Annotated in this window: 20 protein-coding genes; 4 read left to right on the forward strand and 16 right to left on the reverse strand. The window is 71.7% G+C overall.

What is annotated here, in order from left to right:
• Positions 1–42 precede the first annotated feature (42 nt).
• The 3 genes from ACIPY8_RS11155 to ACIPY8_RS11165 all read right to left on the reverse strand — a co-directional run bounded on the left by ACIPY8_RS11155 (position 43) and on the right by ACIPY8_RS11165 (position 3,248).
• Positions 43–1,023 carry an ABC transporter permease gene (locus ACIPY8_RS11155; RefSeq protein WP_400818032.1) on the reverse strand — a complete coding sequence of 327 codons (981 nt, stop codon included), beginning with the start codon at positions 1,021–1,023 and terminating at the stop codon, positions 43–45.
• Positions 1,020–2,684, reverse strand: a complete 1,665-nt coding sequence (locus ACIPY8_RS11160; RefSeq protein ID WP_400818034.1) for an ABC transporter substrate-binding protein — start codon at positions 2,682–2,684, stop codon at positions 1,020–1,022. Before ACIPY8_RS11160 ends, ACIPY8_RS11155 begins: the two co-directional genes overlap by 4 nt.
• A 117-nt stretch (positions 2,685–2,801) precedes the next feature.
• On the reverse strand, positions 2,802–3,248 hold the full coding sequence (locus ACIPY8_RS11165) for a MarR family winged helix-turn-helix transcriptional regulator (protein ID WP_400818035.1): 447 nt from the start codon (positions 3,246–3,248) through the stop codon (positions 2,802–2,804).
• Between the two features lie 58 nt (positions 3,249–3,306).
• Between ACIPY8_RS11165 and ACIPY8_RS11170 the strand changes: the two genes are divergently transcribed.
• A complete protein-coding gene (locus ACIPY8_RS11170) occupies positions 3,307–3,675 on the forward strand; it encodes a VOC family protein (protein WP_400818037.1) in 369 nt (122 codons plus the stop codon).
• Positions 3,676–3,702: 27 nt separating this feature from the next.
• Here ACIPY8_RS11170 and ACIPY8_RS11175 read toward each other — a convergent pair whose 3' ends face one another.
• From ACIPY8_RS11175 to rsmI, 3 genes are all read right to left on the reverse strand, one after another.
• A complete protein-coding gene (locus ACIPY8_RS11175) occupies positions 3,703–4,797 on the reverse strand; it encodes a LacI family DNA-binding transcriptional regulator (RefSeq protein WP_400818039.1) in 1,095 nt (364 codons plus the stop codon).
• 179 nt (positions 4,798–4,976) lie between these two features.
• Entirely contained in the window at positions 4,977–5,591 is a 615-nt protein-coding gene (locus tag ACIPY8_RS11180; RefSeq protein WP_400818041.1) for a class I SAM-dependent methyltransferase, read from the reverse strand.
• Positions 5,588–6,409, reverse strand: a complete 822-nt coding sequence (rsmI, locus tag ACIPY8_RS11185) for a 16S rRNA (cytidine(1402)-2'-O)-methyltransferase (protein ID WP_400818043.1) — start codon at positions 6,407–6,409, stop codon at positions 5,588–5,590. The genes ACIPY8_RS11180 and rsmI overlap by 4 nt, the downstream gene beginning before the upstream one ends.
• Positions 6,410–6,444: 35 nt before the next feature.
• Here rsmI and ACIPY8_RS11190 point away from each other — a divergent pair, with 35 nt between their 5' ends.
• On the forward strand, positions 6,445–8,001 hold the full coding sequence (locus tag ACIPY8_RS11190) for a dolichyl-phosphate-mannose--protein mannosyltransferase (protein WP_400818045.1): 1,557 nt from the start codon (positions 6,445–6,447) through the stop codon (positions 7,999–8,001).
• 1 nt (position 8,002) lies between these two features.
• Here ACIPY8_RS11190 and ACIPY8_RS11195 read toward each other — a convergent pair whose 3' ends face one another.
• Genes ACIPY8_RS11195 through ACIPY8_RS11205 form a run of 3 tightly spaced genes read right to left on the reverse strand, consistent with a single transcriptional unit; the run spans position 8,003 to position 11,629 of the window.
• Positions 8,003–9,802: a thioredoxin domain-containing protein gene (locus ACIPY8_RS11195; protein ID WP_400818047.1), complete on the reverse strand. Its 1,800-nt coding sequence runs from the start codon at positions 9,800–9,802 to the stop codon at positions 8,003–8,005.
• Between the two features lie 30 nt (positions 9,803–9,832).
• Positions 9,833–10,405, reverse strand: a complete 573-nt coding sequence (gene msuE / locus ACIPY8_RS11200; RefSeq protein ID WP_400818049.1) for an FMN reductase — start codon at positions 10,403–10,405, stop codon at positions 9,833–9,835.
• A gap of 54 nt (positions 10,406–10,459) precedes the next feature.
• On the reverse strand, positions 10,460–11,629 hold the full coding sequence (locus ACIPY8_RS11205) for a heparan-alpha-glucosaminide N-acetyltransferase domain-containing protein (protein WP_400818051.1): 1,170 nt from the start codon (positions 11,627–11,629) through the stop codon (positions 10,460–10,462).
• Positions 11,630–11,688: 59 nt separating this feature from the next.
• On the opposite strand from ACIPY8_RS11205, the gene hrpA reads away from it, so the two are divergent.
• Positions 11,689–15,588: an ATP-dependent RNA helicase HrpA gene (gene hrpA, locus ACIPY8_RS11210; RefSeq protein WP_400818053.1), complete on the forward strand. Its 3,900-nt coding sequence runs from the start codon at positions 11,689–11,691 to the stop codon at positions 15,586–15,588.
• Between the two features lie 90 nt (positions 15,589–15,678).
• On the opposite strand, the gene ACIPY8_RS11215 is transcribed toward hrpA, so the two are convergent.
• Positions 15,679–15,981 (reverse strand): GIY-YIG nuclease family protein, encoded by a 303-nt coding sequence (locus ACIPY8_RS11215; RefSeq protein WP_400818055.1) that lies wholly within the window; start codon positions 15,979–15,981, stop codon positions 15,679–15,681.
• A 134-nt stretch (positions 15,982–16,115) separates the two neighbouring features.
• Between ACIPY8_RS11215 and ACIPY8_RS11220 the strand changes: the two genes are divergently transcribed.
• A complete protein-coding gene (locus ACIPY8_RS11220) occupies positions 16,116–17,060 on the forward strand; it encodes a zinc-binding alcohol dehydrogenase family protein (protein ID WP_400818056.1) in 945 nt (314 codons plus the stop codon).
• Here ACIPY8_RS11220 and ACIPY8_RS11225 read toward each other — a convergent pair.
• Genes ACIPY8_RS11225 through ACIPY8_RS11250 form a run of 6 tightly spaced genes read right to left on the reverse strand, consistent with a single transcriptional unit; the run spans position 17,057 to position 22,835 of the window.
• Positions 17,057–17,677 carry an alkylhydroperoxidase domain protein gene (locus tag ACIPY8_RS11225; protein ID WP_400818057.1) on the reverse strand — a complete coding sequence of 207 codons (621 nt, stop codon included), beginning with the start codon at positions 17,675–17,677 and terminating at the stop codon, positions 17,057–17,059. The genes ACIPY8_RS11220 and ACIPY8_RS11225 overlap by 4 nt on opposite strands.
• The gene (locus tag ACIPY8_RS11230; protein ID WP_400818059.1) at positions 17,674–18,267 is read right to left on the reverse strand and encodes a CMD domain protein; all 594 of its coding nucleotides are present in this window, start codon (positions 18,265–18,267) and stop codon (positions 17,674–17,676) included. The genes ACIPY8_RS11225 and ACIPY8_RS11230 overlap by 4 nt, the downstream gene beginning before the upstream one ends.
• Positions 18,264–19,340: a putative FMN-dependent luciferase-like monooxygenase gene (locus tag ACIPY8_RS11235; protein WP_400818061.1), complete on the reverse strand. Its 1,077-nt coding sequence runs from the start codon at positions 19,338–19,340 to the stop codon at positions 18,264–18,266. Before ACIPY8_RS11235 ends, ACIPY8_RS11230 begins: the two co-directional genes overlap by 4 nt.
• Positions 19,337–20,989: a dipeptide ABC transporter ATP-binding protein gene (locus ACIPY8_RS11240; protein ID WP_400818063.1), complete on the reverse strand. Its 1,653-nt coding sequence runs from the start codon at positions 20,987–20,989 to the stop codon at positions 19,337–19,339. The genes ACIPY8_RS11235 and ACIPY8_RS11240 overlap by 4 nt, the downstream gene beginning before the upstream one ends.
• Complete coding sequence (locus ACIPY8_RS11245) at positions 20,986–21,876, reverse strand: ABC transporter permease (protein ID WP_400818065.1); 891 nt, start codon at positions 21,874–21,876, stop codon at positions 20,986–20,988. The genes ACIPY8_RS11240 and ACIPY8_RS11245 overlap by 4 nt, the downstream gene beginning before the upstream one ends.
• Positions 21,873–22,835, reverse strand: a complete 963-nt coding sequence (locus tag ACIPY8_RS11250; protein WP_400818067.1) for an ABC transporter permease — start codon at positions 22,833–22,835, stop codon at positions 21,873–21,875. The genes ACIPY8_RS11245 and ACIPY8_RS11250 overlap by 4 nt, the downstream gene beginning before the upstream one ends.
• Position 22,836: the final 1 nt, after the last annotated feature.

Raw genomic sequence — 22,836 nt, forward strand, 5'->3', positions numbered from 1 at the left:
GGTCGAGCACGCAGTGCAGATGGATGGGAGCGAGGAAGATCATCATCGGCGAGTCCTCGGGTCGAGTACCCCGTAGAGGATGTCCACGAGGAAGTTGGCGATGAGCACGCTGACGGTGATCATCAGGAAGAGCGCCTGCATGAGCGGGTAGTCCTGCCCGATCACGGCGTTGAAGAGCAGGTACCCGATACCGGGGTACTGGAACACCTGCTCCACGAGGATCGATCCGCCGACCACGCCGCCGAGCGTGAGCCCGAAGCCGGTGAGGTTCGGCAGGATCGCGTTGCGGGCGGCGTAGCGCAGGGCGATCGTGCGGCCGCGCAGTCCGTTCGCCTCGGCGAAGGTCACGTAGTCCTCGCCGAGCGTGTTGATCATCGCGTTGCGCATGCCGATGATCCAGCCGCCGAGCGACGTGAGCAGGATCGTCAGCGCCGGCAGCACCGCGTGTCGGGCGAGATCGGCGAGGAAGTCACCCGTGAACCCCGGGGTCGTGGTGGCCGCGTAGGCCCCCGTGGTCGGGAACCAGTGCAGCACGTACCCGAGGAAGAACAGCAGCAGCAGCGCGGTCCAGAAGTAGGGGAAGGTGCTGAGGAAGGAACCGGTCAGCGTCGGCAGCGAATCGAGCCACGTGCCGCGCCGCCAGGCCGCCGTCACGCCGATCAGCGTGCCGATCACGAACGCGAGGATCGTGACGATGCCGACCAGGCCGATCGTGTAGGGCAGCGCGGTCGAGACCATGCTCGACACGCTCTGCGGATAGAACGTGTAGGAGACGCCGAAGTCGAGCCGCACGACCTGGCCGAGGTAGGACACGTACTGGTCCCACAGCGATCCGGTCGGCACGCCGAGCTGCGCCTCGATCGCGGCGCGCGTCGCATCCGACACCGGGCCGTTCTGCGCGAGCTTCGCGATCGCCGCGTCGGCGGGCGATCCCGGCATCATGCGCGGGAGGAAGAAGTTCAGGGTGACCGCGGCCCACAGCGTGAGCACGAACAGGCCGACCTTCTGGAGGACGTACTTCACTGGTCGTCTCCCTTCACGCGCTCGAGCCGGGTGAAGATCATCAGCGGCGGCGAGTCGTAGTTCTGCGGGATCATGTACGGGTCCTCGGCGGAGGGCCACCCGGTGAACTTGGAGTCGTTGAACAGGCCCCAGATCCCGCCGTAGTACAGGCCGATCACGGGGAGCTCGTCGTACACGATGTTCTGCAGCTCGTACGCGATCTCGGTCTGACGAGCCGGGTCGACCGTCTCGCGGTACTCGGCGAGCAGCGCATCGACCTCGTCGGAGCGGTACCGCTCGAAGTTGTTCGCGGTGGCCTCGCCGGACGGGACGTAGAACTGGCTCGACAGCAGGTTGTTGTACGCCTGGTAGACGTCGCCGCCGCCCATGCCGCCGATCGCCATCTCGAAGTCGCCGTTGCTGATCGCGCTCTGATAGCCCGCGGGCTGCGGGAGCTTGAGCGTGACCTTGACGCCGACCTCGGCGAGCTGGCGCTGCACGGACTGCGCGGCGCGCGTCCAGTCGGAGTAGCCGTTCGCGGTGGTGAGAGCGAACTCGAGCTGCTCGCCGTCCGGGCCGACCAGGCGGTCGCCGTCGAGCGAGTACCCGGACTCGGCGAACGCCGCGAGCGCGGCATCCGCGTCCTGCGTGATCATGCCGCCGTCGGGGATCGACGGGTCGAGGTACTGCTCCTGGTTGGGGAGGATGAGGCCGGTCTGCCCGGCGGGCTCCATGTACCCCTCGGACGCCGTCTCGGCGATCTCCTCGCGGTCGAGCGCGAGCGCGATGCCGCGGCGCACGTTCACGTCGTCGAACGGCGCGACCTCGAGGTTGGGCATGAGCGCGATCACGCCCCCCGGCGGGAACCACCAGGAGTTGTCCGGACTGGCCGCTCCCCACGTGCCCTCGACGTCCGAGATGAACGAGTACGACCAGTCGTAGCCGCGCGTCACCGTGTCGAGCTGGGTGTTGGTGGCGGGCAGGATGATGTGCTCGATCTCGATCTTGTCGGCCTGCCAGTAGTCGGGGTTCTTGTCCATCGAGTACTGCTGGTCGTTGTAGTTGCCGAGCACGAACGGGCCGGTGCCGACCGGGTCCTCGTTGCGGAACGTCCCCGGGTCCTTCACATCGGCCCAGATGTGCTCCGGCACGATCATCGTGAGCCCGAGGATCGAGAGCGACGGCGCGTCGTCGCCCTGAAGATGCATGATGACGTCGTCGCCGTCGACCTCGACGCTCTCGAGGTGCTGCCAGGCGCCCTTGATGTCGAGCGAGGGGTTGTCCTTCAGCAGCTGGAACGTGAAAGCCACGTCGTCGGGCGTGAGGGCCTCGCCGTCGCTCCACTCGACGTCGTCGCGGATCGTCATGACGACGGTGCCGGCGTCGGGCTGCGACCACTCGCTCGCGAGCCACGGGTTGAGCGTGTTGTCGAGCGGGTTCACGAGGATGAGGGGCTCGTAGATCCACCGCGACGCCGTGCGCGTGTTCGTGAGGTAGGGGTTGAAGTTCCGCGTGAAGAACGGATTCCCCTTGTCGGCGTTGATCAGCATCGTGTCATCGCCGATCGAAGGGTCGGGCTGCGAGCTGATCTGGATGCTGCATCCGCTGAGAACGACGGCCGCAGCCGCCAGTCCCACGATCGCCGCTCTCCGCCAGCGTCGGAGCATGTGCGTCTTCGCCACGCTGCCACCTCATGTCGTCTGTGTCATGAAGGGGTCCCCTGGTCGGAGACGCCCTGCGACCGGAGCCGCATGAGCGATTGTAAGCGCATACATTTCCGAAGCGCAACCCCTCGCGAATCAGGCGGACGGTGCGCGAAGGGCTCCGATCATGCTGCGGAGGCTCCGCAGCGCGGCCTCTCGCTCGACGTCCGAGAGCCCGGCCAGCATCCGCCTCTCGACCCCGCGGACCGCGGCGCTGGCCGCCGTCAGGCGGCGCCTCCCCTGCGGCGTCAGGCGCGCGGGCAGGACCTTCCCGACCGGCGCCTCATCGGGTCGCGTGACGGATCCGTCGCGCTCGAGAGCCTGCAGCAGGACGTTCATCGACTGCCGCGTCACGAAGGCGCCGCGTGCGAGCTCCGAGTTCGACAGTCCGGGACGCTGGGCGAGCAGCTCGAGGCACGAGTAGTGGGTGACGGTCATGCCCAACGGGCGGAGGACCTCTTCCATCGCGACCCGCAGGGCGCTCGACGCCTCCTTGAGGAGGTACCCCAGCGAGGTGTCCAGATCGATCACTTCTTGACCCATGTCAGTATTCTGACATACGCTTTGCGTGTCAGATAACTGACACGAAAGGATTCTCGCCATGCCCGTCACCGGCCCCGACTTCATCTCCCTCCAGGTCCGCGACCTGGAAGCCTCCCAGGCGTTCTACGAGCGCTATCTCGGCCTCGTCCGCTCCCCCGCCGGCCCGCCGCACGCCGTCGTGTTCACCACCGCGCCCATCGCGTTCGCGCTGCGTGACATCGTCGAGGGCACCGACCTCGACGCCGCCCCGCACCCCGGCATCGGAGTAGCCGTCTGGTTGCATGCGACCGATGTGCAGGACATCCACGACGCGCTCGCCGCCGACGGTCACCCGATCGTCGGCGCACCGATCGACGGTCCGTTCGGCCGCACCTTCACGTTCGCGGATCCCGACGGCTATCGGATCACGCTGCACGACCGCGGCTGAGAGGCGGTTCGACCGTCTCCGGGCGGCTCAGGCCGAGCGGGAACTCTCCCGCACGAGGATCTGCAGCGGGAGCCGCACCGTCACCGGATCCGCGTCCGGCTGCTCGAGACGTCGGGCGAGCAGCTGGACGGCCGCCCGGCCGAGGTCGATCATCGGCTGCCGCACGGTCGTCAGCGCCGGGCGGGCCAGCGCGGCGGCCTCGATCCCGTCGAACCCCGTGACGCGCACGTCGTCGGGGACCCGCAGACCCGCCGCCCGGAACGCGTCGATCGCGCCGAGCGCCATCTGATCGTTCGCCGCGATCAGGGCGCTCGGCGCCCCGCGTTCGACGAGCTCCGCTCCGGCGCGACGTCCGGACTCGCGCGTGAAGTCGCCGCGCATCAGCGTCACGGCATCCGTGGTCGCCCCGACCTCGGCGAGAGCCGCCCGGAAGCCCTCCCAGCGCTGGGCGCCGTCGGGGGAATCCTTCGGACCCGCCAGATAGGCCAGCCGCTCGGGGGCGGCGCCGTGCAGGATCAGCCGCGTCAGCTCGGTCATCGCCTCGGCGTTGCTGACCGTCACGTGGTCGTAGCTGTCGCCGCGCGGCGGCCCGGAGAGCACGACCACCGGGATGCGCTGCGCGAGGCGTTCGAGCACGTCGTCCGGGACGCTCTGCGCCAGCACCATGAGACCGTCGACGCGTCCGGCGATGTCGCGCACGGTCTCCCGGGAGGGGTCGTCGCGCCCGACGCCGATCATGAGCACGAAGCCGCGCTTCCACGCCTCCAGCTCCGCGCCGCGCAGCACCTCGTCGAGGAACAGCATGGTCGGCGACGACACCGCGTCGCCCGACTCGTGCATCACCGTGAACGGCGGGGCCGGTCTGTCGCCGAGCACGTCGAGCGCCGGCGCATCCTCGGCCGCGTCGAAGCCCGGGAAGTACAGCCCTAGCACGCCGGTCCGGCGCTCGGCGAGCCCGCGAGCGCTGCCGCTCGGCACGTAGCCGAGCTCCGACACTGCGGTGAGGACGCGCTCACGAGTCGCCGGGCGCACGGCATCCGGCTGCCGCAGCACGCGCGACACGGTGGCGATCGACACCGCCGCTCGCTCCGCGACGTCGTAGACCGTCGCCTTCCTGCTCACGCTGCCTCCTCCTCGGTCGCTCGCTCGGGTGCGCATGACCCGCTCGGGTGTGCACCAGGGTAACCCGCGTCGCGGACGAGGTCCGCGAGCGCCCCGCACGGAGATGTACGGCACGACAGGACGGATGCGCGGAATTCAGCCTTCCGACGCGCACGGCTCCGTCGCGGGCGTGCGGCGACTCATCTGCGGCGCGCGCGAATCGCCCCATGAGCGCGGGCGCTGACCTCCTGCGGCGTCCGGTCCCGATGCTCGCTCCCCTCCACCTCGAACCCCGCGTCGGTCAGCAGCCCGCCGAGCGCATCCGCCGACCAGAAGTAGGCGGTGGTCACGGCGTGCGCGAAGGGCGCGCGCGGCTCGCCGTCGAAGAAGCCGAGCAGGAGCGTGCTGCCAGGGCGCAGGACGCGCGCGAACTCGGCCAGCACGAGTGGGATCTCCGCGGGCGGCGTGTGGATCAGGGAGTACCAGGCGAGGATGCCGCCCAGTGAGGAGTCGTCGACCCCCAGCCCGCGGAACGAGCCCACCTCGAACCGGATGCCGGGATGCCGACCCCGCGCGGACGCGATGAACTCCCCGGAGAGGTCGACCCCGACGACGTCCCGGCCGTCCTCCGCGAGGAACGCCGTCCAGTGCCCCGGCCCGCAGCCGGCGTCCAGCAGCGGACCGGTCGTCCCGTCGCGCCACGCGCGGATCGTCGCGATGTCCCGGTCGTCCATCTGCGCGAGATCCCCGGCGACCGCCAGGTACTCCACGGCACGCGCGCCGTACGCCGACGCGATGTTCGTCTCCGTGCTCATCCGTGTCGGGCCGCGAGCGCGGCCTGGTAGAGATCGCGCGACGAGAGGCCGGTGGCGGCGGCGACCTCACCGCACGCCTCCTTGAGGCGGATGCCGGAGGCGACGAGCTCCTGCACCTGGATCAGCGCGCTCTCGGGCGAGGCGGCGACGCGCGGAGCGCCCTCGACCACGACCACGATCTCGCCCTTGACCCCCGCGGCGGCCCACTCGGCGAGCTCCGGTGCGGTGCCACGGCGGACCTCTTCGTAGAGCTTGGTGAGCTCACGGCACACCGCGATGCGCCGCTCCCCGCCGAACGCGGCACCCATGTCGGCGAGTGTCGCGGCGAGGCGGGCGGGCGACTCGAAGAACACCATGGTGCGCGGCTCCGCCGACAGCGCGGCCAGCGCGGACCGCCGCTCCCCCGGCTTGCGGGGCAGGAACCCCTCGAACGTGAACCGGTCGGTCGGCAGGCCCGAGATCGCGAGGGCCATGAGCACGGCACTGGGACCGGGGATCGCGGTGACGGTCACGCCCTGCGCCACGGCCTCGGCGACCACGCCGTATCCGGGATCGCTGATCGCCGGCATCCCCGCGTCGCTCACCACCACGACGTCCTGCTCGGCGGCGAGCGCCACGAGTTCCGCGGCCTTCTGCTTCTCGTTGTGGTCGTGCAGCGCGATGAGCCGCGGGCGATTCTCGATCGCCAGTGCGCGCAGCAGATGCGCGGTCGTCCTGGTGTCCTCCGCGACCACGATCTCGGCGTTCTCGAGCACCTCGACGAGGCGGCGCGACACGTCGCCCAGGTTTCCGATCGGCGTGGCGGCGAGGATGATCACCCGCCCAGCTTAGGCGGGTTGTCTAGGCTGGGCAGGTGACCGAACCCGTGCCGCTGCTGCCCCCTCCCGCGGAGCGGCTGACACGCTACGGAGCGCTGCGCGACCGCATCCTGCTCGACCCCGACTGGGGGCGGATGCTGCGCTGGTTCGCGCCGCTCGTCGTCACGGCGGTCGCCGCGGTGCTGCGGCTCGTGAACCTGGGTCACCCGCATCAGCTCGCGTTCGACGAGACGTACTACGTCAAGGACGCGTGGTCGCTGTGGACCCTCGGCTACGAGGGCACCTGGGGCGAGGGCGCGAACGAGGCGTTCGTCACGCTGCAGAAGCTCCCGCTCTCCGACGTCGGCTCGTTCGTGGTGCACCCGCCGCTCGGCAAGTGGCTCATCGCGCTCGGCATGGCCCTCGGCGGCCCGGACAACACGGTCGGCTGGCGCCTCGCGACCGCGCTCCTCGGCACTGCGACCGTCTTGCTGGTGTATCTGGTCGCGCGCCGTCTGACCGGCTCGATCGTCGTCGCGACCGCGGCCTCCGGCCTGCTCGCGATCGACGGTCTCAGCATCGTCATGAGCCGGACCGCGCTGCTCGACGGTCCGCTCACCTTCTTCCTCCTGCTCGGCGCGCTGTTCATCCTGTACGACCGCGAGCGCACCATCCCGGTACTGGAACGCCCCGATCCCGACGGCCCCGACCCGATGTGGGGGCGGGTCCTGTGGCGGCGCCCCTGGCTCGTCGCGGCGGGGGTCGCGCTCGGCGCCGCGTCGGCCGTCAAGTGGTCGGGGCTGTACGCGCTCGCGGCGTTCGGGCTCTACGTCGTCGTGACCGACGCTCTCGCCCGGCGCCGGGCGGGCGTCGTGCTGTGGCCGACGGCTGCGGCGTTCCGGCAGGGCCCGGTGTCGTTCGTGCTGCTCGTGTTCCCGGCCCTCGTGACCTACGTCGTCAGCTGGACCGGCTGGCTCGTCACGATGGGCGGCTACGCGCGACGGAGCGATCCGAATCCCCTGATCGCACTGTGGAACTACCACAAGCAGATCCTCGACTTCCACGTCGGGCTCACGCGCGGGCACCCCTACGCGAGCCCCGCCTGGGAGTGGCCGTTCCTGCTGCGCCCGACGGCGGTCTGGGTCGGCTCCGACCCGGCGCCGTGCGGCGTGGACCACTGCATCGCCGTGATCTCCACGATCCCGAACCCGCTGATCTGGTGGGCGAGCATCGCCGCCGCGATCTTCCTCGTGTACCAGCTGGTGCGCGCGTGGATCAGGCGTCGACCGATCCCGGGCCCCGCGCTCACGTTCCCGCTGATCGGACTCGCCGCGACGTACCTCCCGTGGCTGATGTTCCCGGAGCGCACGATCTTCCAGTTCTACACGGTCGCGATGGCGCCGTTCCTCGTTCTCGGACTCGCCGTCGTGCTGCGGCGGATCGCCGGTCGACGCGAGGACCCGCTGCACCGACGCCGGGCCGGCGAGCGCACCGTGCTGGTCTTCCTCGGGATCGTCGTGCTCGTCTCGGCGTTCTACTATCCGGTGTGGACCGGCATGAGCGTGCCCTACGAGTTCTGGCTGGTGCACAATTGGCTGCCGGGCTGGGTCTAGCTCACCGCTCGCGGGACAGCTCCGCAGGATCGCCCGTCGGCAGGCGGCACACGAAGGATCGGCAGTCGAACGCCTTCTCGACCGCGTCCGCCTTCGCGGCGAACAGCTCGAAGCCGGCCTCCTCGAACGCCCGTGCCTGAGCGGGGTTGACGATCGAGACCACGTCCGCGTCGGCGCCTCGAGCCGCCTGCGCGAGAGGGCCGTCCGCGGCATCCGTCACCACGACGATCTGCCGCGGCGCCTCGACGAGCCCCGCGGCCACCCGCAGCAGGCTGCCGTGCGCGAAGGGCTGCGCTGTGGCCGATACCGCGTGCGCCCGCACCCGCTCTTCGGCGGCACCGCGATACCGGTCGCCCGCGCCGAGCCGCCACGCGGTGAGTGCGGCCGTCGCGACGGCCGCATCGCCCGAGGGCAGATCGCCGTCGGTCTGATCCGACGCGGTCGCGATCCCCTGCGCCGAGAGCAGCGGGTCGCCGCGCAGTCCGGCGAGGGCCGCGTCGAGCAGACCGAGCCCCCGCGACGCCCACGCGACGTCGCCGGTCGCGAGAGCGAGGGCGAACAGCCCCTCCGCGAGGAGCGCGGCGTCCGCCGTGGTCGCGGCCGCGGCGGAGGCGACGCCGTCGACCGACGCGCGCACGAGGGCGCCGTCCGCGTCACGGTTCACGCGCAGCACGTGTGCGGCGGCCTCGGACGCCGCCCGCACCCACTCCGGCTCGCCGAGAGCGGCGCCTGCCCGGGCGAGGGCGCCGATCGCGAGTCCGTTCCATCCGGTGATGACCTTGCCGTCGACGGCCGGAGGCTCCAGCCCCGCACGCTCCCCGAGCGGTCGCAGGTAGTAACCGCCCTCGCTGCGCGCGCCGTCGACCCACGACTCCGAATCCTGCGCGGCCCCGAACCCGCCGTCGACGCGGCGCAGCGTGGTCGTCAGGAAGTCCGCGATCCCCCGCACCGTGCGTTCGTCGCCCGCCGCGAGCGCGGCGTCGAGCACCTGGGCGTTGTCGGTCAGCATCCGCTCGTAGTGCGGCACGCTCCAGTCGCGCTGCGTCGCGTAGCGGAAGAAGCCGCCGTCCGAGTCGCGCAGAGCGGATGCCGCCATCGCGGCGAGCGCGCGGTCGGCCGCCGCCGCCGCCGTCTCGGCCTCCCGCCGCACGAGGGGCGCCTGCAGGAACGACAGCACGGTCGCGACCGGGAACTTCGGGGCTCCGCCGAACCCGCCGTGCCGCGGGTCCTCCCGTTCCGCGATGCCTCTCGCCGCAGCCGTGAGGGCGGCGGCATCCGGCAGGTCGGACGGAGCGACGGCCGCCGCGCGGCGCAGCGCGTCCGTCACCGCCTCGGCCGACTCCTCGGCCTGCGCGCGCCGGACGGTCCACGCCTCACGCACGGCGGCGAGCACGTCGCGGAACGCCGGCAGTGGCGGGCGTGCCTCCGGAGGCCAGTACGTCCCGGCGTAGAACGTGCGACCGGTCGGGGTCGCGAACACGGTGAGCGGCCATCCGAGGTTCTGCGTGAACGCGGACGCCGCGGCCATGTACGCCCCGTCGACCTCGGGATGCTCCTCGCGATCGACCTTCACGGCGACGAAGTCCCCGTTCACGAGCGCGGCGGTCTCGACGTCGGCGAACGACTCGCGGGCCATGACGTGGCACCAGTGGCACGTCGAGTAGCCGATCGAGATGAGCAGCGGCACATCGCGCCGGGCGGCCTCCGCGAAGGCCTCGGGCCCCCAGGGGTACCAGTCCACCGGATTGTCGGCGTGCGCGCGGAGGTACGGGCTGAGCGTGTCGGCGAGCCGGTTCGTCATACCCTCACGCTACGCCCGCGCACGGATGATTCAGGAGACCAGGAGCGTCTCCGTCGGCCTGCTGGCCGCATAGCCGACGAGCGGGAGGGCGCGGTCGGCGGCCAGGTCGATGCGCGAGCGCAGCACGTCGGACGAGATCACATAGCCGTCGAAGTCGGTGTCGCTCGCGTACACGCCGAGGGGCAGCGTGAGCGCCTGGAAGAAGGCGAACAACGGGCGCAGCTGATGCTCGATGATGAGCGCGTGCCGCTCTCCCCCGCCGGTCGCGGCGAGCAGCACGGGCTTGCCGACGAGCTCGTACTGCCCCACGAAGTCGAACAGGTGCTTGAACAGCCCCGTGAACGACGCCCGGTAGACCGGGCTGCCGACGATCAGCAGGTCGGCGGACTCGATGGCGACGAGCTTCTCCTCGACGGACGCCGGGAGCTGGTCTCGTCGCAACGCTCCCGCGAGCGACGGGCCGATGTCGGTGAGCTCGATGAGCTCGACCTCGACCTCGGCGCGTTCGACCACGGCCTCGGCGATCGCCCGCACGAGGGCGGTCGTCTTGCTCGGCTCGTGCAGCGATCCGGAGACGGCGACGACACGGTAGGTGGCTGTCATGCGGACGACGCTACCCACGCATCCCCGCGCTGTCGCGCGGAGCGACATGCGACGTCATCTGACGGGAGAGCCTGCGGGTGGACTCGCCATCGCGATCGCGGCGCGGCCCACGAGCCGTTCGAGGGGACCGCGACCGACGAACATCGACCACAGCGTCGTCGTGAGCAGCAGCCCGAGCACGGTCCATCCCCAGAAGGCGTTGCTCGTGAAGAAACCTCCGGGGCCGCCGATCAGCGCCACCGACAGCACGTGCGCACTGTATGCCGACAGCGGCATGGATCCCAGCGCACCGAGCGGCAGCAGCACCCACCGCAGCGGGCGGCTGAGCAGCAGGCACACCGCGACGACCGCCAGCGCGAACCCGCCGGAGCCGAGGATCTCCGCCGTACCGCCGGAGTGCGGGGCGACGCCGAAGACGGCGAGGAGCACCGAGCGAAGCGGGTCGGCGTCGGCGAGCGCCTGCGGATACGTGCTCCAGCCGGAGGTCGACCCCCACCCCGAGGCGGGGCCCGAGTCCATCCCGGACTCGATGCCTGCGACGGCGCCGACCAGGCCCAGACCGTAGCCCACGACCATGAGGCCGACCCCGATGCCGAGCGCGACGGCCGCGGTCTCGAGTCGCTCCACATGCAGCCGTCCGAGGGCCATGCCGCCGAACACGAACGCCAGCCACACGGTGATCGGATACGAGCCGTACAGCACGAGACTGATGCCGGCGCCGAAGGGGTGCAGCGTGAGCACGCCGACGAGGGCGAGCAGTGCGGGTCCGGCGAGCGCCAGCACCCCCGCTGCGACGAGCAGGGTGCCCGGGCGCCACCGCAGGAACGGGATCACCGCGACGTAGAGCAGCCCGTAGAGCGTGAGGATCACCGCGATCGGGGTGTTCAGCATCTCGAGCGCGAGACCGATCACGAAGATCACCGCCCCGCGACCGAGCAGTTGCAGGCGGATGCTCGGCATCCGGGCGGGGTCGGGGAGCTCGTGGCGGCCCGTCATGAGGGCGATCGAGACGCCCGCGAGCACCGCGAACAGGATCGAGGACCGTCCGTGCACGAGGTCGAGCCAGGTCCCGGGGTCGAGCGGGTCGAAGGTCGGCGTCTCCCCAATGTGCGCGCCGGCCATGCCGAGGATCGCGAGTCCGCGGGCGATGTCGAGGCCGAGGATGCGCGGGAACCGTCCGAACGAGCGGAACCAGTGCGCGGGGGCGGTGAGGGCGAAGGTCACCCGACGATAGTAGGCGGCGCGCACCGGAGCACGGGCATACCGTCATACGATGGAGGGCTATGTCCTCCCCCGTGATCTCCTTCCCCCCTGAGCTGCCCGTCAGCGCTGCCAGGGGCGAGATCGCCGACGCCATCCGCGACCACCAGGTCGTGATCGTCGCCGGGGCGACCGGTTCGGGCAAGACCACGCAGCTGCCCAAGATCTGCCTCGAGCTGGGACGTGAGCGCATCGCGCACACGCAGCCGCGCCGTCTCGCCGCGCGGACGATCGCCGAGCGGGTGGCGGAGGAGCTGCAGGTCGAGCTCGGAACGCTCGTCGGCTACAAGGTGCGTTTCACCGACAAGGTCTCCGATGAGACGCGCGTCGCGCTCATGACCGACGGCATCCTGCTCAACGAGCTAGGCCGCGACCGTCTGCTGCGCCGCTACGACACGATCATCATCGACGAGGCGCACGAGCGCTCGCTCAACGTCGACTTCCTCCTCGGCTACCTGGCCCGCATCCTCCCCGAGCGTCCCGACCTCAAGGTCGTCATCACCTCGGCGACGATCGACCCCGAGAGCTTCGCCCGCCACTTCGCGACGGCCGACGGCACGCCCGCGCCGATCATCGAGGTCTCCGGCCGCACCTACCCCGTGGAGATCCGCTACCGCTCGCAGGAGGCGGACGCCGAGGACGACGCCCCCGCGGAGGCCGACGAGGTCACCGCGATCGTCGCCGCGCTGCGCGAGCTCGACCGCGAGGCGCCGGGAGACGTGCTCGTGTTCCTGCCCGGCGAGGCGGAGATCCGCGACGCGGCCGACGCCGTGCGCGGCGCCTATGCGCACGACCGCGCCCCGACCGAGGTGCTCCCCCTCTACGGACGCCTGTCCGCGGCCGAGCAGCACCGCGTGTTCGAGCGCAGCCGTGTGGCGGGCGTCCGACGACGGGTGGTGCTCGCGACGAACGTGGCCGAGACGAGCCTCACGGTGCCCGGCATCCGCTACGTGATCGACACGGGGACCGCGCGCATCTCCCGCTACAGCGCGCGCTCCAAGGTCCAGCGCCTGCCGATCGAGGCGATCTCCCAGGCGTCCGCGAACCAGCGCTCGGGCCGTGCGGGCCGCACGAGCGACGGGATCGCGATCCGCCTCTACGGCGAGGAGGACTTCGAGCGCCGAGCGGAGTTCACCGAGCCGGAGATCCTGCGCACGTCGCTCGCCTCCGTCATCCTGCAGATGCTCTCACTGGGGTTCGGCGACATCTCGGCGTTCCCGTTCCTCACCCCTCCGGACTCCCGTGGGGTGAAGGCGGCCTTCGACCTGCTCACCGAGCTCGGCGCGATCGACGCCTCGGGCGACACCCCCCGCCTGACCCGCATCGGCCGCGACATCTCGCGCATCCCCATCGACCCGCGTTTCGCCCGCATGCTCATCGAGGCCGGACGCTCCTCCGCGGGATCGGTGTCGCGCGACGTGCTCGCGATCGTCGCCGGCATGTCGATCCAGGACGTGCGCGAACGCCCCTCGCAGGACGCCCCGCAGAGCGTGCGCGACGAGGCCGACCGCCTGCACGCGCGGTTCGCCGACCCGACCAGCGACTTCCTCTCCATCCTGAACCTCTGGAACCACCTGCGCGAACAGCAGCGCGAGCTCGGTTCGAGCGCGTTCCGCCGGCTGTGCCGCTCGGAGCACCTCAACTACGTGCGGGTGCGGGAGTGGTTCGACGTGCATCGTCAGCTGCGGAGCCTCGTTCGCGACAAGGACTCCCGCGACGGGGGCACCAGCGATCCCGACGCCGTGCACCGCGCGCTGCTCGCGGGACTCCTGTCGCAGATCGGCATCCTCGACGAGCGCACCACCGGCAAGGGATCCGACCCGAAGAAGCGGCGGGCGGCGGAGTACCGCGGCGCCCGCGGCATCCGCTTCTCGATCTTCCCGGGGTCCGCCCTGCGCAAGAAGAGCCCCCGCGCCGTGATGGCCGCCGAGGTCGTCGAGACCTCCCGCACCTACGCCCGCACGGTCGCCGCGATCGACCCGGCGTGGGCCGAGACGCTCGCGGGCGACCTCGCGAAGCGACAGGTCACCGAACCGCACTGGTCGAAGGATGCCGGGGCGGCGGTCGCCTACGAGAAGGTGACGCTGTTCGGGGTCGAGATCATCCCGCGCCGTCGCGTGCAGTTCGCCCGGATCGACCGCGCCGCGTCACGCGAGCTCTTCGTGCGGCACGCGCTCGTCGAGGGCGAATGGGATCCGAGTCGCATCGACAAGCGCGTCAGCGCGTTCTGGCGCAGCAACGCCGAACTGCGCCGACGCCTCGAGAAGCTCGAGGAGCGCGAACGGCGTCGCGACATCCTCGCGGGCGACGAGGCCGTGTTCCGGTTCTACGACGAGCGGATCCCCGCCGAGGTGTTCGACGTGCGCTCGTTCGAGGCGTGGTGGCGCGAGACGCTCGCCGCGACCCCGAAGCTGCTCGTGATGCGCGAGGCCGACCTGATCGACGACGACAGCCGCGCGGACCAGAGCGAGTTCCCGACGAGGTGGACGCAGGGCGACCAGGTGCTCGGACTCGCGTACCGGTTCGAGCCGGGTGCCGTGGACGACGGTGTCAGCGTGGTGATCCCGCTGCCGCTGCTCGCGCAGATCGAGGACCGCGGATTCGACTGGCAGGTGCCCGGTCTGCGCGCCGAACTCGTCACCGGGCTGCTGCGTGCGTTGCCGAAGGCGATCCGCCGCCATGTCGTGCCCGCCGCCGACTGGGCGGAGAAGTTCGGCGCCGAGCTTGCCGGCGACGGCCCCGAGGCGCACGACGGCCGCCCTGGCCGCACGCTCAAGGAGGCGCTCGCGCGCCTGATCCAGCCGCTCGCCAACCAGCTCGTGTCGGCGGCCGACTTCGAGGACGACCGGGTGCCGGGGCATCTGCGCATGAACTTCCGGGCCGTCGACGAACGGGGCCGTGTCGTCGGGTCCGGACGCGACCTCGGAGACCTGCAGACCCGGCTCGCCGACCGCGCCCGCAGCAGCGTCGCCCGCTCGATCGCGGCGCCGTCCCGACGCCCGGGGCCCGAGCGCGGCCCCCAGCCGGCCGTCGCACCGACCTCGATCGAGAAGGACGGCCTGACCGGATGGACGTTCGGCGACCTGCCCGAGGTGCTCGACACCCGCGTCGCCGGCGGTGTGGTGCGCGGCTACCCCGCGATCGTCGACCAGGGCAAGACCGTCGCCGTGCGCGTCGAGGCCACAGCCGAGGCCGCCGCCGGGGCCACGCGCGCCGGCGTGCAGCGCCTGGTGCTGCTCGCGGTGCCCTCGCCGTCGTCGTACGTGCAGGAGCATCTGACGAGCGCCGAGAAGCTGGCTCTCGCCGCCTCGCCGTACTCCTCGGCCGCGGCCCTCATCGAAGACTGCCGCGCCGCGGTGGTGCGCCGTCTGATCGACCAGGCCACCGGCGACGCCCGCGGCATCGTGCGCTCCGAAGCCGCGTTCGCCCGGGTGCGCGAGCACGTGTCGTCCGCGCTCGTCGACGAGCTCTTCGCCTGCGTATCGCTCGTGGCGCGCATCCTCACGAAGGCACGCGACGTCGAGCGGGGCATCAAGTCGCAGAACTCGCTCGCGCTCCTCGGGCCGCTGAACGACATCCGCACGCAGCTGTCCGGCCTGCTGCACCCCGGGTTCGTGTCGGCCACGGGCGTCGAACGCCTGGCTCACCTGCCCCGGTACCTCGACGGGATGCTGGAGCGGCTGAAGACCCTCGCGAACGAGCCGGGCAAGGACCGCACGCGCATGACCGAATACGAGCGCATGTCGACGGTGTATGCGGATGCCGGGGGCACGATCCCCCTCGCCCGGGACGCCTCCCCCGCTCTCGTCGAGACGCGGTGGCTGCTCGAGGAATACCGCGTGAGCGTGTTCGCGCAGCGCCTCGGTACCGCGCAGCCCGTCTCGCCGCAGCGCATCACGAAGGCCCTCGCCGGAGGTCGTTGAGCGAGCGGAGCGAGACGGAACGCGTCAGGGCGCGGAGGGCGGGCGCGGCCCCACACCGGTCGTTGAGCGAGCGGAGCGAGACGAAACGCGTCAGCTCTGCGCAGAGCGCCGATCCCTCCGCTGTCGCGCACTCCACCCGCGGACGGCGTCGACTCCCCCCTCGATGAAGGCGAGGCGCTTGGCGTGGCTCCATCCCTGGATGCGCTTCTCCCAGCGGAACGCGTCGTCGACGCGGGCGAAGTCCTCGCTCCAGACGAGTTCGACCGGGAGGCGGCGGCGCGTGTATGAGCTGCCCGACCCGTCGGCGTGCTGCATCAGCCGTCGCGGGAGGTCGATCGTGCTGCCGACGTAGAACGTGCCGTCGGAGCTTCTCAGGATGTACACGGTCCCCATGCGGCAGCACCGTAGTCGGGGACGCCGACATCGCCGCGTTCCGAGGCACCTGACGCGTTTCGTCTCGTCGCTGCGCTCCTCGCTCAACGACCGGTGTGTGCCAGGGAGGCAGAGGGCGGGGTTAGCCTGGCTGCATGGCTCGCGCGATCGTGTACACGGAATTCGGCTCCCCTGACGTCCTCCACCAGATCGAGATCCCCGATCCCGTCCCGGTGCGCGGCGAGGCGATCGTGCGCATCGAGGCGGCCGGGGTCAACCCGATCGACGGCAAGCTGCGCCGCGCGGAGCGCCCCTCCCCGCCGATCACCGAACCGCGACCCGTCGGGTTCGACGGCGCGGGCGTGATCGAAGCGCTCGCCGACGACGTCGAGGGCTTCGCGGTCGGCGAGCGCGTCGCGATCCGCGACACCATGGGCACCTATTCGAGCCTGCTGGCCGTGCCGGTCGAGCGGCTCGCCGCGCTGCCCGACTCCGTGACCGCCGCCGAAGGAGCCGGGATCGGCATCCCCGCCGGGACCGCGTACCAGGCGCTCAAGTCCCTGGGCGTGACGGCGGGCGACGTCGTGCTCGTGCACGCCGGCTCCGGATCCGTCGGCCAGGCCGCCGTGCAGTTCGCGGTCGCCTGGGGGGCGACCGTGATCGCGACGGCGAGTCCCGCTCGGCACGAGCAGCTGCGCGAGCTCGGCGCCGTCCCCGTGGCCTACGGCGACGGCCTGCTCGACCGCGTCCGCGAGGCCGCCCCGCAGGGCGTGACCGTGGCGCTCGACGGCGCGGGCACGGACGAGGCGATCCGGACGTCGCTCGATCTCGTGGCCGACCGCGACCGCATCGCGACGATCGTCCGCGGACCGGACGCCGCCGAGTTCGGCATCCGGGCCTTCTCGGGAGGATCCCCGGTGCCTCTCACCGAGCAGGAGCTCGCGTGGCGCGCGGAGGCTCTCGAGGCGACCATCGCTCTGATCGCGACGGGCGACTTCACGATCGAGCTCGGGCCGGAGCTGCCGCTCGCCGAGGCGGCGCAGGCCCATGAGCTCATGGAGTCCGGCGCCGCCTCGGGCAAGATCGTCCTCGTCCCCTAGTCCGCCTCCGCGGGAGCGACCGGGCGGCCGATCGACAGCATCAGCCGGTTCGCCCAGTTGAAGAACGCCGCCCCGTGGATGACGTCGGCGATCTCGAGGTCGTCGAGACCCTCGGCGCGAAGACGCGCGATGTCGGACTCCGCGAACGCGCTCGGGGTGTCGGTGAGCGCGACGGACGCCGCGACCACGGCATCCCAGCGGTCGCCGAGCTCGGCCTGCACCCCCTCGTCGAGCAGACGGTCGACGTCGGCGACGCGGTCGCTGTGGTGGGCCGCGAACCGGGAGTGCACGGAGGCGCAGAACACGCAGCCGTTGCGGCGGGAGGCGGCGGTCGCCGCGAGCTCGCGTTCCGCACGGGGCAGGCCCTCGCGCGTGTTGTAGAAGATGTCCTTGTCGACGAGGGTGCGCGCGCGGAGGATCTCCGGGTCGCGCGCCAGCAGCCGGAAGTAGTCGTTCTTCGCGCGCGCGGCGTCGACGAGACCGGCGTAGTGCCGGTCCGTGAGGTCGTCCTCCGGAAGCGGCGGCAGGTGCGGCGCCCAGCCCACCTCGGCCCGTGTGAAGGCGTCCGGATGCGCGGCGTCGTGATGCAGGATCGTGGTCGCGGTCGCGGCGGTCATGCGGCGACCCCCGCCCGGGACAGGGCGCGCAGTCCCGTGATCACGCGCTGCTGGAACGCGAGGAACGAGACCAGCTGCGACAGCGTGACGATGCCGTCGGCCGACCAGCCCGCGTCGAGGAGGCGCTGGATGTCCGCACCGGAGGCCTCGCGCGGGCGCAGCACCAGCAGGTGTGTGTGCGCGAGCGCGGCCGCCAGCCGGTCGCCGAGCTCGGCGACGACCGCGGCAGACGGCGTGTACCGCTCCCCGTCGGTGCTCTCCGCCCGCAGGCCTGCCTCGGTGTACGCCCCGAACGGACCGGCCGCCTCGGAGCGCGCGGCCTCCGCGAGGACCGCGCCCGCACGCCGCGGATCGATCGCAAGGGCGCGGTCGGCGTAGAAGGTGCCGACCGGGTCGGTGTCGCCCGCCAAGCGCGTCGCGAACGCCGCGACGAGCTCCCGCTCCGCCTGCGAGACGTGCTCGACGGAGACCGGTTGGAACAGGGCGTCGAAGCTGGCCTGCAGCTGGTCGCGTGTCACGGGTCGGCGACGCCGCAGAGCATCCAGCTCGGGCGTCACCCCCACGATCCGATCGACGATGTCGTACGTCATGCGTTCTCCCTGAGGGTGTCGGTGGATGAGGATGCGGTGGATGAGGATGCGGTGGATGAGGATGCGGTGGATGAGGATGCGGTCGTGTAGCCCAGCGCCGGGGCGACCTGCTCCGCGAAGAGCTCGATCGACCGCAGGACGTGCTCGTGCGGCGCGTCGACGGAGTGGACCTGGAAGGCCACCTCGGTCGCACGGTTCAGGGTCGTGTCGGCCGCGAGCGACGCCGCGACCTCGTCCGGCGTGCCGAGGTGGGTGTCGAGAGCGAGGATCAGATCGTCCAGGTCGTCGCCGGGGATCGTCTGTCCCTGTCGACGGAAGCCCTCCGCCGCCCGGCGCAGCCCCACCTCCGCGAAGCGCAGCGCCTCGGCCCGGTCATCGGCGACGAACACCGTCCGAGAGGCCGTGATGCGCGGCGCCGTGCCCGTCGGCAGAGCCTCGAGGTACGCGTCGATCACCGGGTCCTGCAGCTGCGCGAGCGGAGCGCGCAGCGCGTCGGCCGGCCGCGGCTGCGTGCGCGACAGCAGCAGCCCGTGGCCGTGGATGCCGGCGCGATGACCGCCGGGCGCCGAGAACGTCGCCTGCCAGATCCGCGACGCGAGGTCGCCGGCATCCGGGTAGAGGGTGTTGTCGGCGCCGATGTCGCGTCCTCGGAGCGCGTCGAGCAGCACACGGAGTTTGCGGTCGTAGACGGGCGCCTTGTCGCGCACGTCCTCGCCGAACGGCGGGAACGACGACGGCGTGCCGCCGCTGCCGAGACCCAGGTCGAGGCGCCCGCCGGCGAGGAGGTCGGCCACGACGGCGTCCTCGGCGACGCGCACCGGGTCTTCGAGCGGGAGCGTGATCACTCCGGTGCCGAGCCGGATGCGCGTGGTGCGCGCCGCCGCGTGCGCCAGGAGGACGAGCGGCGACGGGAGACCGCCCTCGGCCGCGCGGAAGTGATGCTGCGCGACCCAGGCGCGTCCGATGCCGTGGCGTTCGGCGTGCTGGATCTGCGCGAGCGCGAGCGCGTAGCGTTCCGTCGGCGCGGCGTCGTCGAGAAGGCGGGTGAAGAAGGCGAGGGTCGGTCCGGTCATACGGGCTGCTCCGTTCGTCCCGGCACTGCCGCGAGCAGTTCCCGGGTGTAGTCGTGCTGCGGATCGTGGAAGAGCTCCTCCGTCGCCGCCTCCTCCACCACGCGGCCGCGGCGCATGACCGAGACCGTGTGGCTGATGCGCCGGACGACCGCGAGGTCGTGCGAGATGAAGAGGTACGTGAGCCCGAGCTCGGCCTGCAACGAGGTGAGGAGCTCGAGGATGCGCGCCTGCACCGTGACGTCGAGCGCCGAGACCGCCTCGTCGAGCACGACGATGTCGGGGTCGATCGCGAGCGCCCGCGCGATCGCCACGCGCTGACGTTGACCGCCCGACAGCTCGCGCGGAGTACGGCCGGCCACGTCACTCGGCAGCGACACCCGGTCCAGCAGCGCGAGGGCGCGCTCGCGGCGCTCACCGCGTGTTCCGACGCCGAAGTTGTGCAGCGGCTCGGCGACGACGTCCTGGATCTGCTGGCGCGGATCCAGCGAGGCGAACGGGTTCTGGTACACGAGCTGGATGCGGCGGCGCAGCGCTCGGAGCCCCACACCCCCCAATGCGGTGACGTCCGTGCCGTCGACGTCGATCGTGCCGGCGTCCGGCCGGTGGAACCGCGTCACGAGGCGCGCGGTCGTTGTCTTCCCGGAACCGGATTCGCCCACGAGCGCGTGCGTGGTCCCCCGACGCACCCGGAACGACACGTCGTCGACCGCGCGGAAGCGCTCACGTCCCGCGACGCGGAACTCCTTGACGAGGCCCTCGGCCGTGATCGCGTACGGGTTCTCGGCGGCGACCGCGGCGGCGTCGCGCAGGAACGTCGGTGCCTCCGGCCGGCGGAACCCGCTCGTGAACGCCGGCGCATCCGCCAGCAGTCGGCGGGTGTACGCGTCGGACGGGGCCGCGAGCACCTGCGCGCTCGCGCCCTGCTCGACGATGCGTCCGTCCTTGAGCACGACGATGCGCTGCGCGCGATCCGCGGCGACGCCGAGGTCGTGGGTCACGAGGAGGATGCTCGTGCCCTCCTCCCGGCGCAGCTCGTCGAGCAGGTCGAGCACGCGGCGCTGCACGGTCGCGTCCAGCGCGCTGGTCGGCTCGTCGGCGATCAGCAGGCGCGGGCGCAGCGCGATCGCCGTGGCGATCAGCACGCGCTGCCGCATGCCGCCGGAGAGCTCGTGCGGATACTGCCGTGCGCGGAGCGCGGGGTCGTCGATCCCGACGCGGTCGAGCAGCTCGAGAACCCGCACCCTCCGTGATCGCCGATCCCGATGGCCGTGCAGCCGGAGGATCTCCTCGACCTGCACCCCGACGGGCCGCACCGGGTCGAGCGAGGTCACCGGATCCTGCGGCACGAGACCGACCTCGGTGCCGCGGACATCGCGGAGGGCGCGATCCGTCCATCCCGAGATGTCGAGAGAGCCCAGGCGCACCGTCCCGGTGTCGACGCGCCCGCCGGCCGGGAGCAGGCCGAGCAGCGCGTGCGCCGTCGTCGACTTGCCCGAACCGGACTCGCCGACGAGTGCGAGCGTCTCCCCCGGGGGGATCTGGAGAGAGACGCCGTGCACCACCTCGCGCCTCCCCGTCCGTGTCGCGTAGGACACGTGGAGGTCCTCCACGGCGAGGACGGGCTCGCCGGGGGTCGTCGATGCCGTCATGACGCGCTCCTTCCGAGGCGATGGGAGATCCTGTTGGCGCTGAGCACGACGAGCACCACGACGAGGCCCGGCAGAGCCGTGAGCCACCACGCCGTGCCGACGTAGTTGCGGCCCTCCGCGATCAGCAGTCCCCACTCGGGGGTGGGCGGGGGCGCACCGTAGCCGAGGAAGCCGAGGGTCGAGATCGCGAGGATGGCGGTGCCGAACTGCAGCGCCGCGAGAGCGACGATCGGCGTGAGGGAGTTGGGCAGCACGTGTCGACGCAGTACGGAGACGAAGGTGCCCCCGCTGCCGTAGGCCGCCTCCACGTACTCCGAGCGCCGCACGCGCGCGACCTCCGCGCGCATCAGCCGCGCGAACGCGGCGACGCTTCCGAGCCCCACGGCGATGGCCGCGTTGACGGTGCCGAAGCCGAGCAGGATGATCACCGACAGCGACAGCAGAAGGCCGGGGATCGCGAGCAGCACGTCGACGACACGCATGAGCACGTCGTCGACGACCCCGCCGAGCGCGCCGGCGATCGCGCCGACCAGGGTGCCGAGAGCGAGACCCACGGTCACCGCGATCAGAGCCCCGGACAGCGAGTGGACCGCTCCGTGCACGACCCGGCCGAACAGGTCGCGGCCGAGCGTGTCGGTGCCGAACCAGTGCGCCGCGCTCGGCGGCAGGAGCTTGTCGGCGGGCGTCCCGGTGAGAGGATCCCCCGGTGCGAAGACACCGGGGATCAGAGCCCACAGCACCGCGAGCGCGACGACCGCGACCGCGAGGACCAGTCCCCACGGGAGGACCCGGGCTCGTCGGACTCCGGCGACCGCGGTCGGACGGCGCGCCGGATCCGGACGCTCGCTGTCAGCATCCGCGACGATCGCGGTGGCGGTCACGGTCATGCGTGGACTCCTGCCTTGGGGGCGGCCGTCGGCGTGACGGCCCGCTGACGGGGGTCGATCAGGGGCGTCACGAGATCGACCGCGAAGCTGATGAGCACGAACCCCAGCGCCGACAGCAGCACGACGCCCTGCAGCACGGGGATGTCCTGGTTCGACACCGCCTGCTCGGTGAGTCGCCCGATGCCGGTGCGGCCGAAGACCGTCTCGGTCACGACAGCCCCGCCGACCAGCTCTCCGAACAGCACCCCGGCGATCGTGAGGGTCGGCAGCGCCGCGTTGCGGGCCACCGATCGCGTGAGCACCCAGAGCGGCGTCGCGCCCTTGGCCCGCACGACCGTGATGAAGGGCTGTGCCTGCACCTGGTCGATCGCCCGCACGAGCACCTGGGCGAGAGGCGCGGAGATCGGCACGGCGAGCGTGAGCACCGGCAGCACGAGACCGGCGACCGGGTCGGCGCCCACGATCGGAACCCAGCCCAGGCCGAACGAGAACACCTGGATCAGCAGGATGCCGAGCCAGAAGACCGGTACCGCGACGAAGAGGCCCGGCACCTGCCGCAGGCCGTCGCGCAGCCAGCCGAACGGGGCGAGCGACGACAGCCCCGCGACGAGCACCGCGATGACGAGCGCCACCACGAGCCCCAGAGCGGCGAGCAGCAGTGTCGCAGGCAGCGCCTCCCCGAGCATCGTGAGGACGGGAGTGCCGAACTGCGTCGAGTATCCGAAGTCCCCCGCGAGGAACCCGAGTCCCGCGTGCACGTACTGCTCCCACCACGGCAGATCGGCGCCGTAGGTCGCGCGGATGCTGTCGATCTGATCGGGAGAGAGACCGAGGCTGGGGTCGGAGAACTTGATGAGGATCGCGTCGCCCGGCAGCAGCTGCAGCAGGAAGAACGTGGCCGTGAAGGCCGCGATCAGCACGATCGCGGCCTGCCCGGCTCGTCGGAGGACGAAGGTCATG

The sequence above is a fragment of the Microbacterium sp. NPDC089696 genome (assembly GCF_044749125.1).
Classification (GTDB): domain Bacteria; phylum Actinomycetota; class Actinomycetes; order Actinomycetales; family Microbacteriaceae; genus Microbacterium.

Coding starts and splice junctions, on each gene's coding strand:
- msuE (WP_400818049.1), bottom strand. CDS start 10,405: ATGACAGCCACCTACCGTGTCGTCGCCGTCTCCGGATCGCTGCACGAG.
- ACIPY8_RS11235 (WP_400818061.1), bottom strand. CDS start 19,340: ATGACCGGACCGACCCTCGCCTTCTTCACCCGCCTTCTCGACGACGCC.
- hrpA (WP_400818053.1), top strand. CDS start 11,689: ATGTCCTCCCCCGTGATCTCCTTCCCCCCTGAGCTGCCCGTCAGCGCT.
- ACIPY8_RS11180 (WP_400818041.1), bottom strand. CDS start 5,591: ATGAGCACGGAGACGAACATCGCGTCGGCGTACGGCGCGCGTGCCGTG.
- ACIPY8_RS11245 (WP_400818065.1), bottom strand. CDS start 21,876: ATGACCGTGACCGCCACCGCGATCGTCGCGGATGCTGACAGCGAGCGT.
- ACIPY8_RS11195 (WP_400818047.1), bottom strand. CDS start 9,802: ATGACGAACCGGCTCGCCGACACGCTCAGCCCGTACCTCCGCGCGCAC.
- ACIPY8_RS11215 (WP_400818055.1), bottom strand. CDS start 15,981: ATGGGGACCGTGTACATCCTGAGAAGCTCCGACGGCACGTTCTACGTC.
- ACIPY8_RS11170 (WP_400818037.1), top strand. CDS start 3,307: ATGCCCGTCACCGGCCCCGACTTCATCTCCCTCCAGGTCCGCGACCTG.
- ACIPY8_RS11165 (WP_400818035.1), bottom strand. CDS start 3,248: ATGGGTCAAGAAGTGATCGATCTGGACACCTCGCTGGGGTACCTCCTC.
- ACIPY8_RS11220 (WP_400818056.1), top strand. CDS start 16,116: ATGGCTCGCGCGATCGTGTACACGGAATTCGGCTCCCCTGACGTCCTC.
- ACIPY8_RS11230 (WP_400818059.1), bottom strand. CDS start 18,267: ATGACGTACGACATCGTCGATCGGATCGTGGGGGTGACGCCCGAGCTG.
- ACIPY8_RS11225 (WP_400818057.1), bottom strand. CDS start 17,677: ATGACCGCCGCGACCGCGACCACGATCCTGCATCACGACGCCGCGCAT.
- ACIPY8_RS11250 (WP_400818067.1), bottom strand. CDS start 22,835: ATGACCTTCGTCCTCCGACGAGCCGGGCAGGCCGCGATCGTGCTGATC.
- ACIPY8_RS11240 (WP_400818063.1), bottom strand. CDS start 20,989: ATGACGGCATCGACGACCCCCGGCGAGCCCGTCCTCGCCGTGGAGGAC.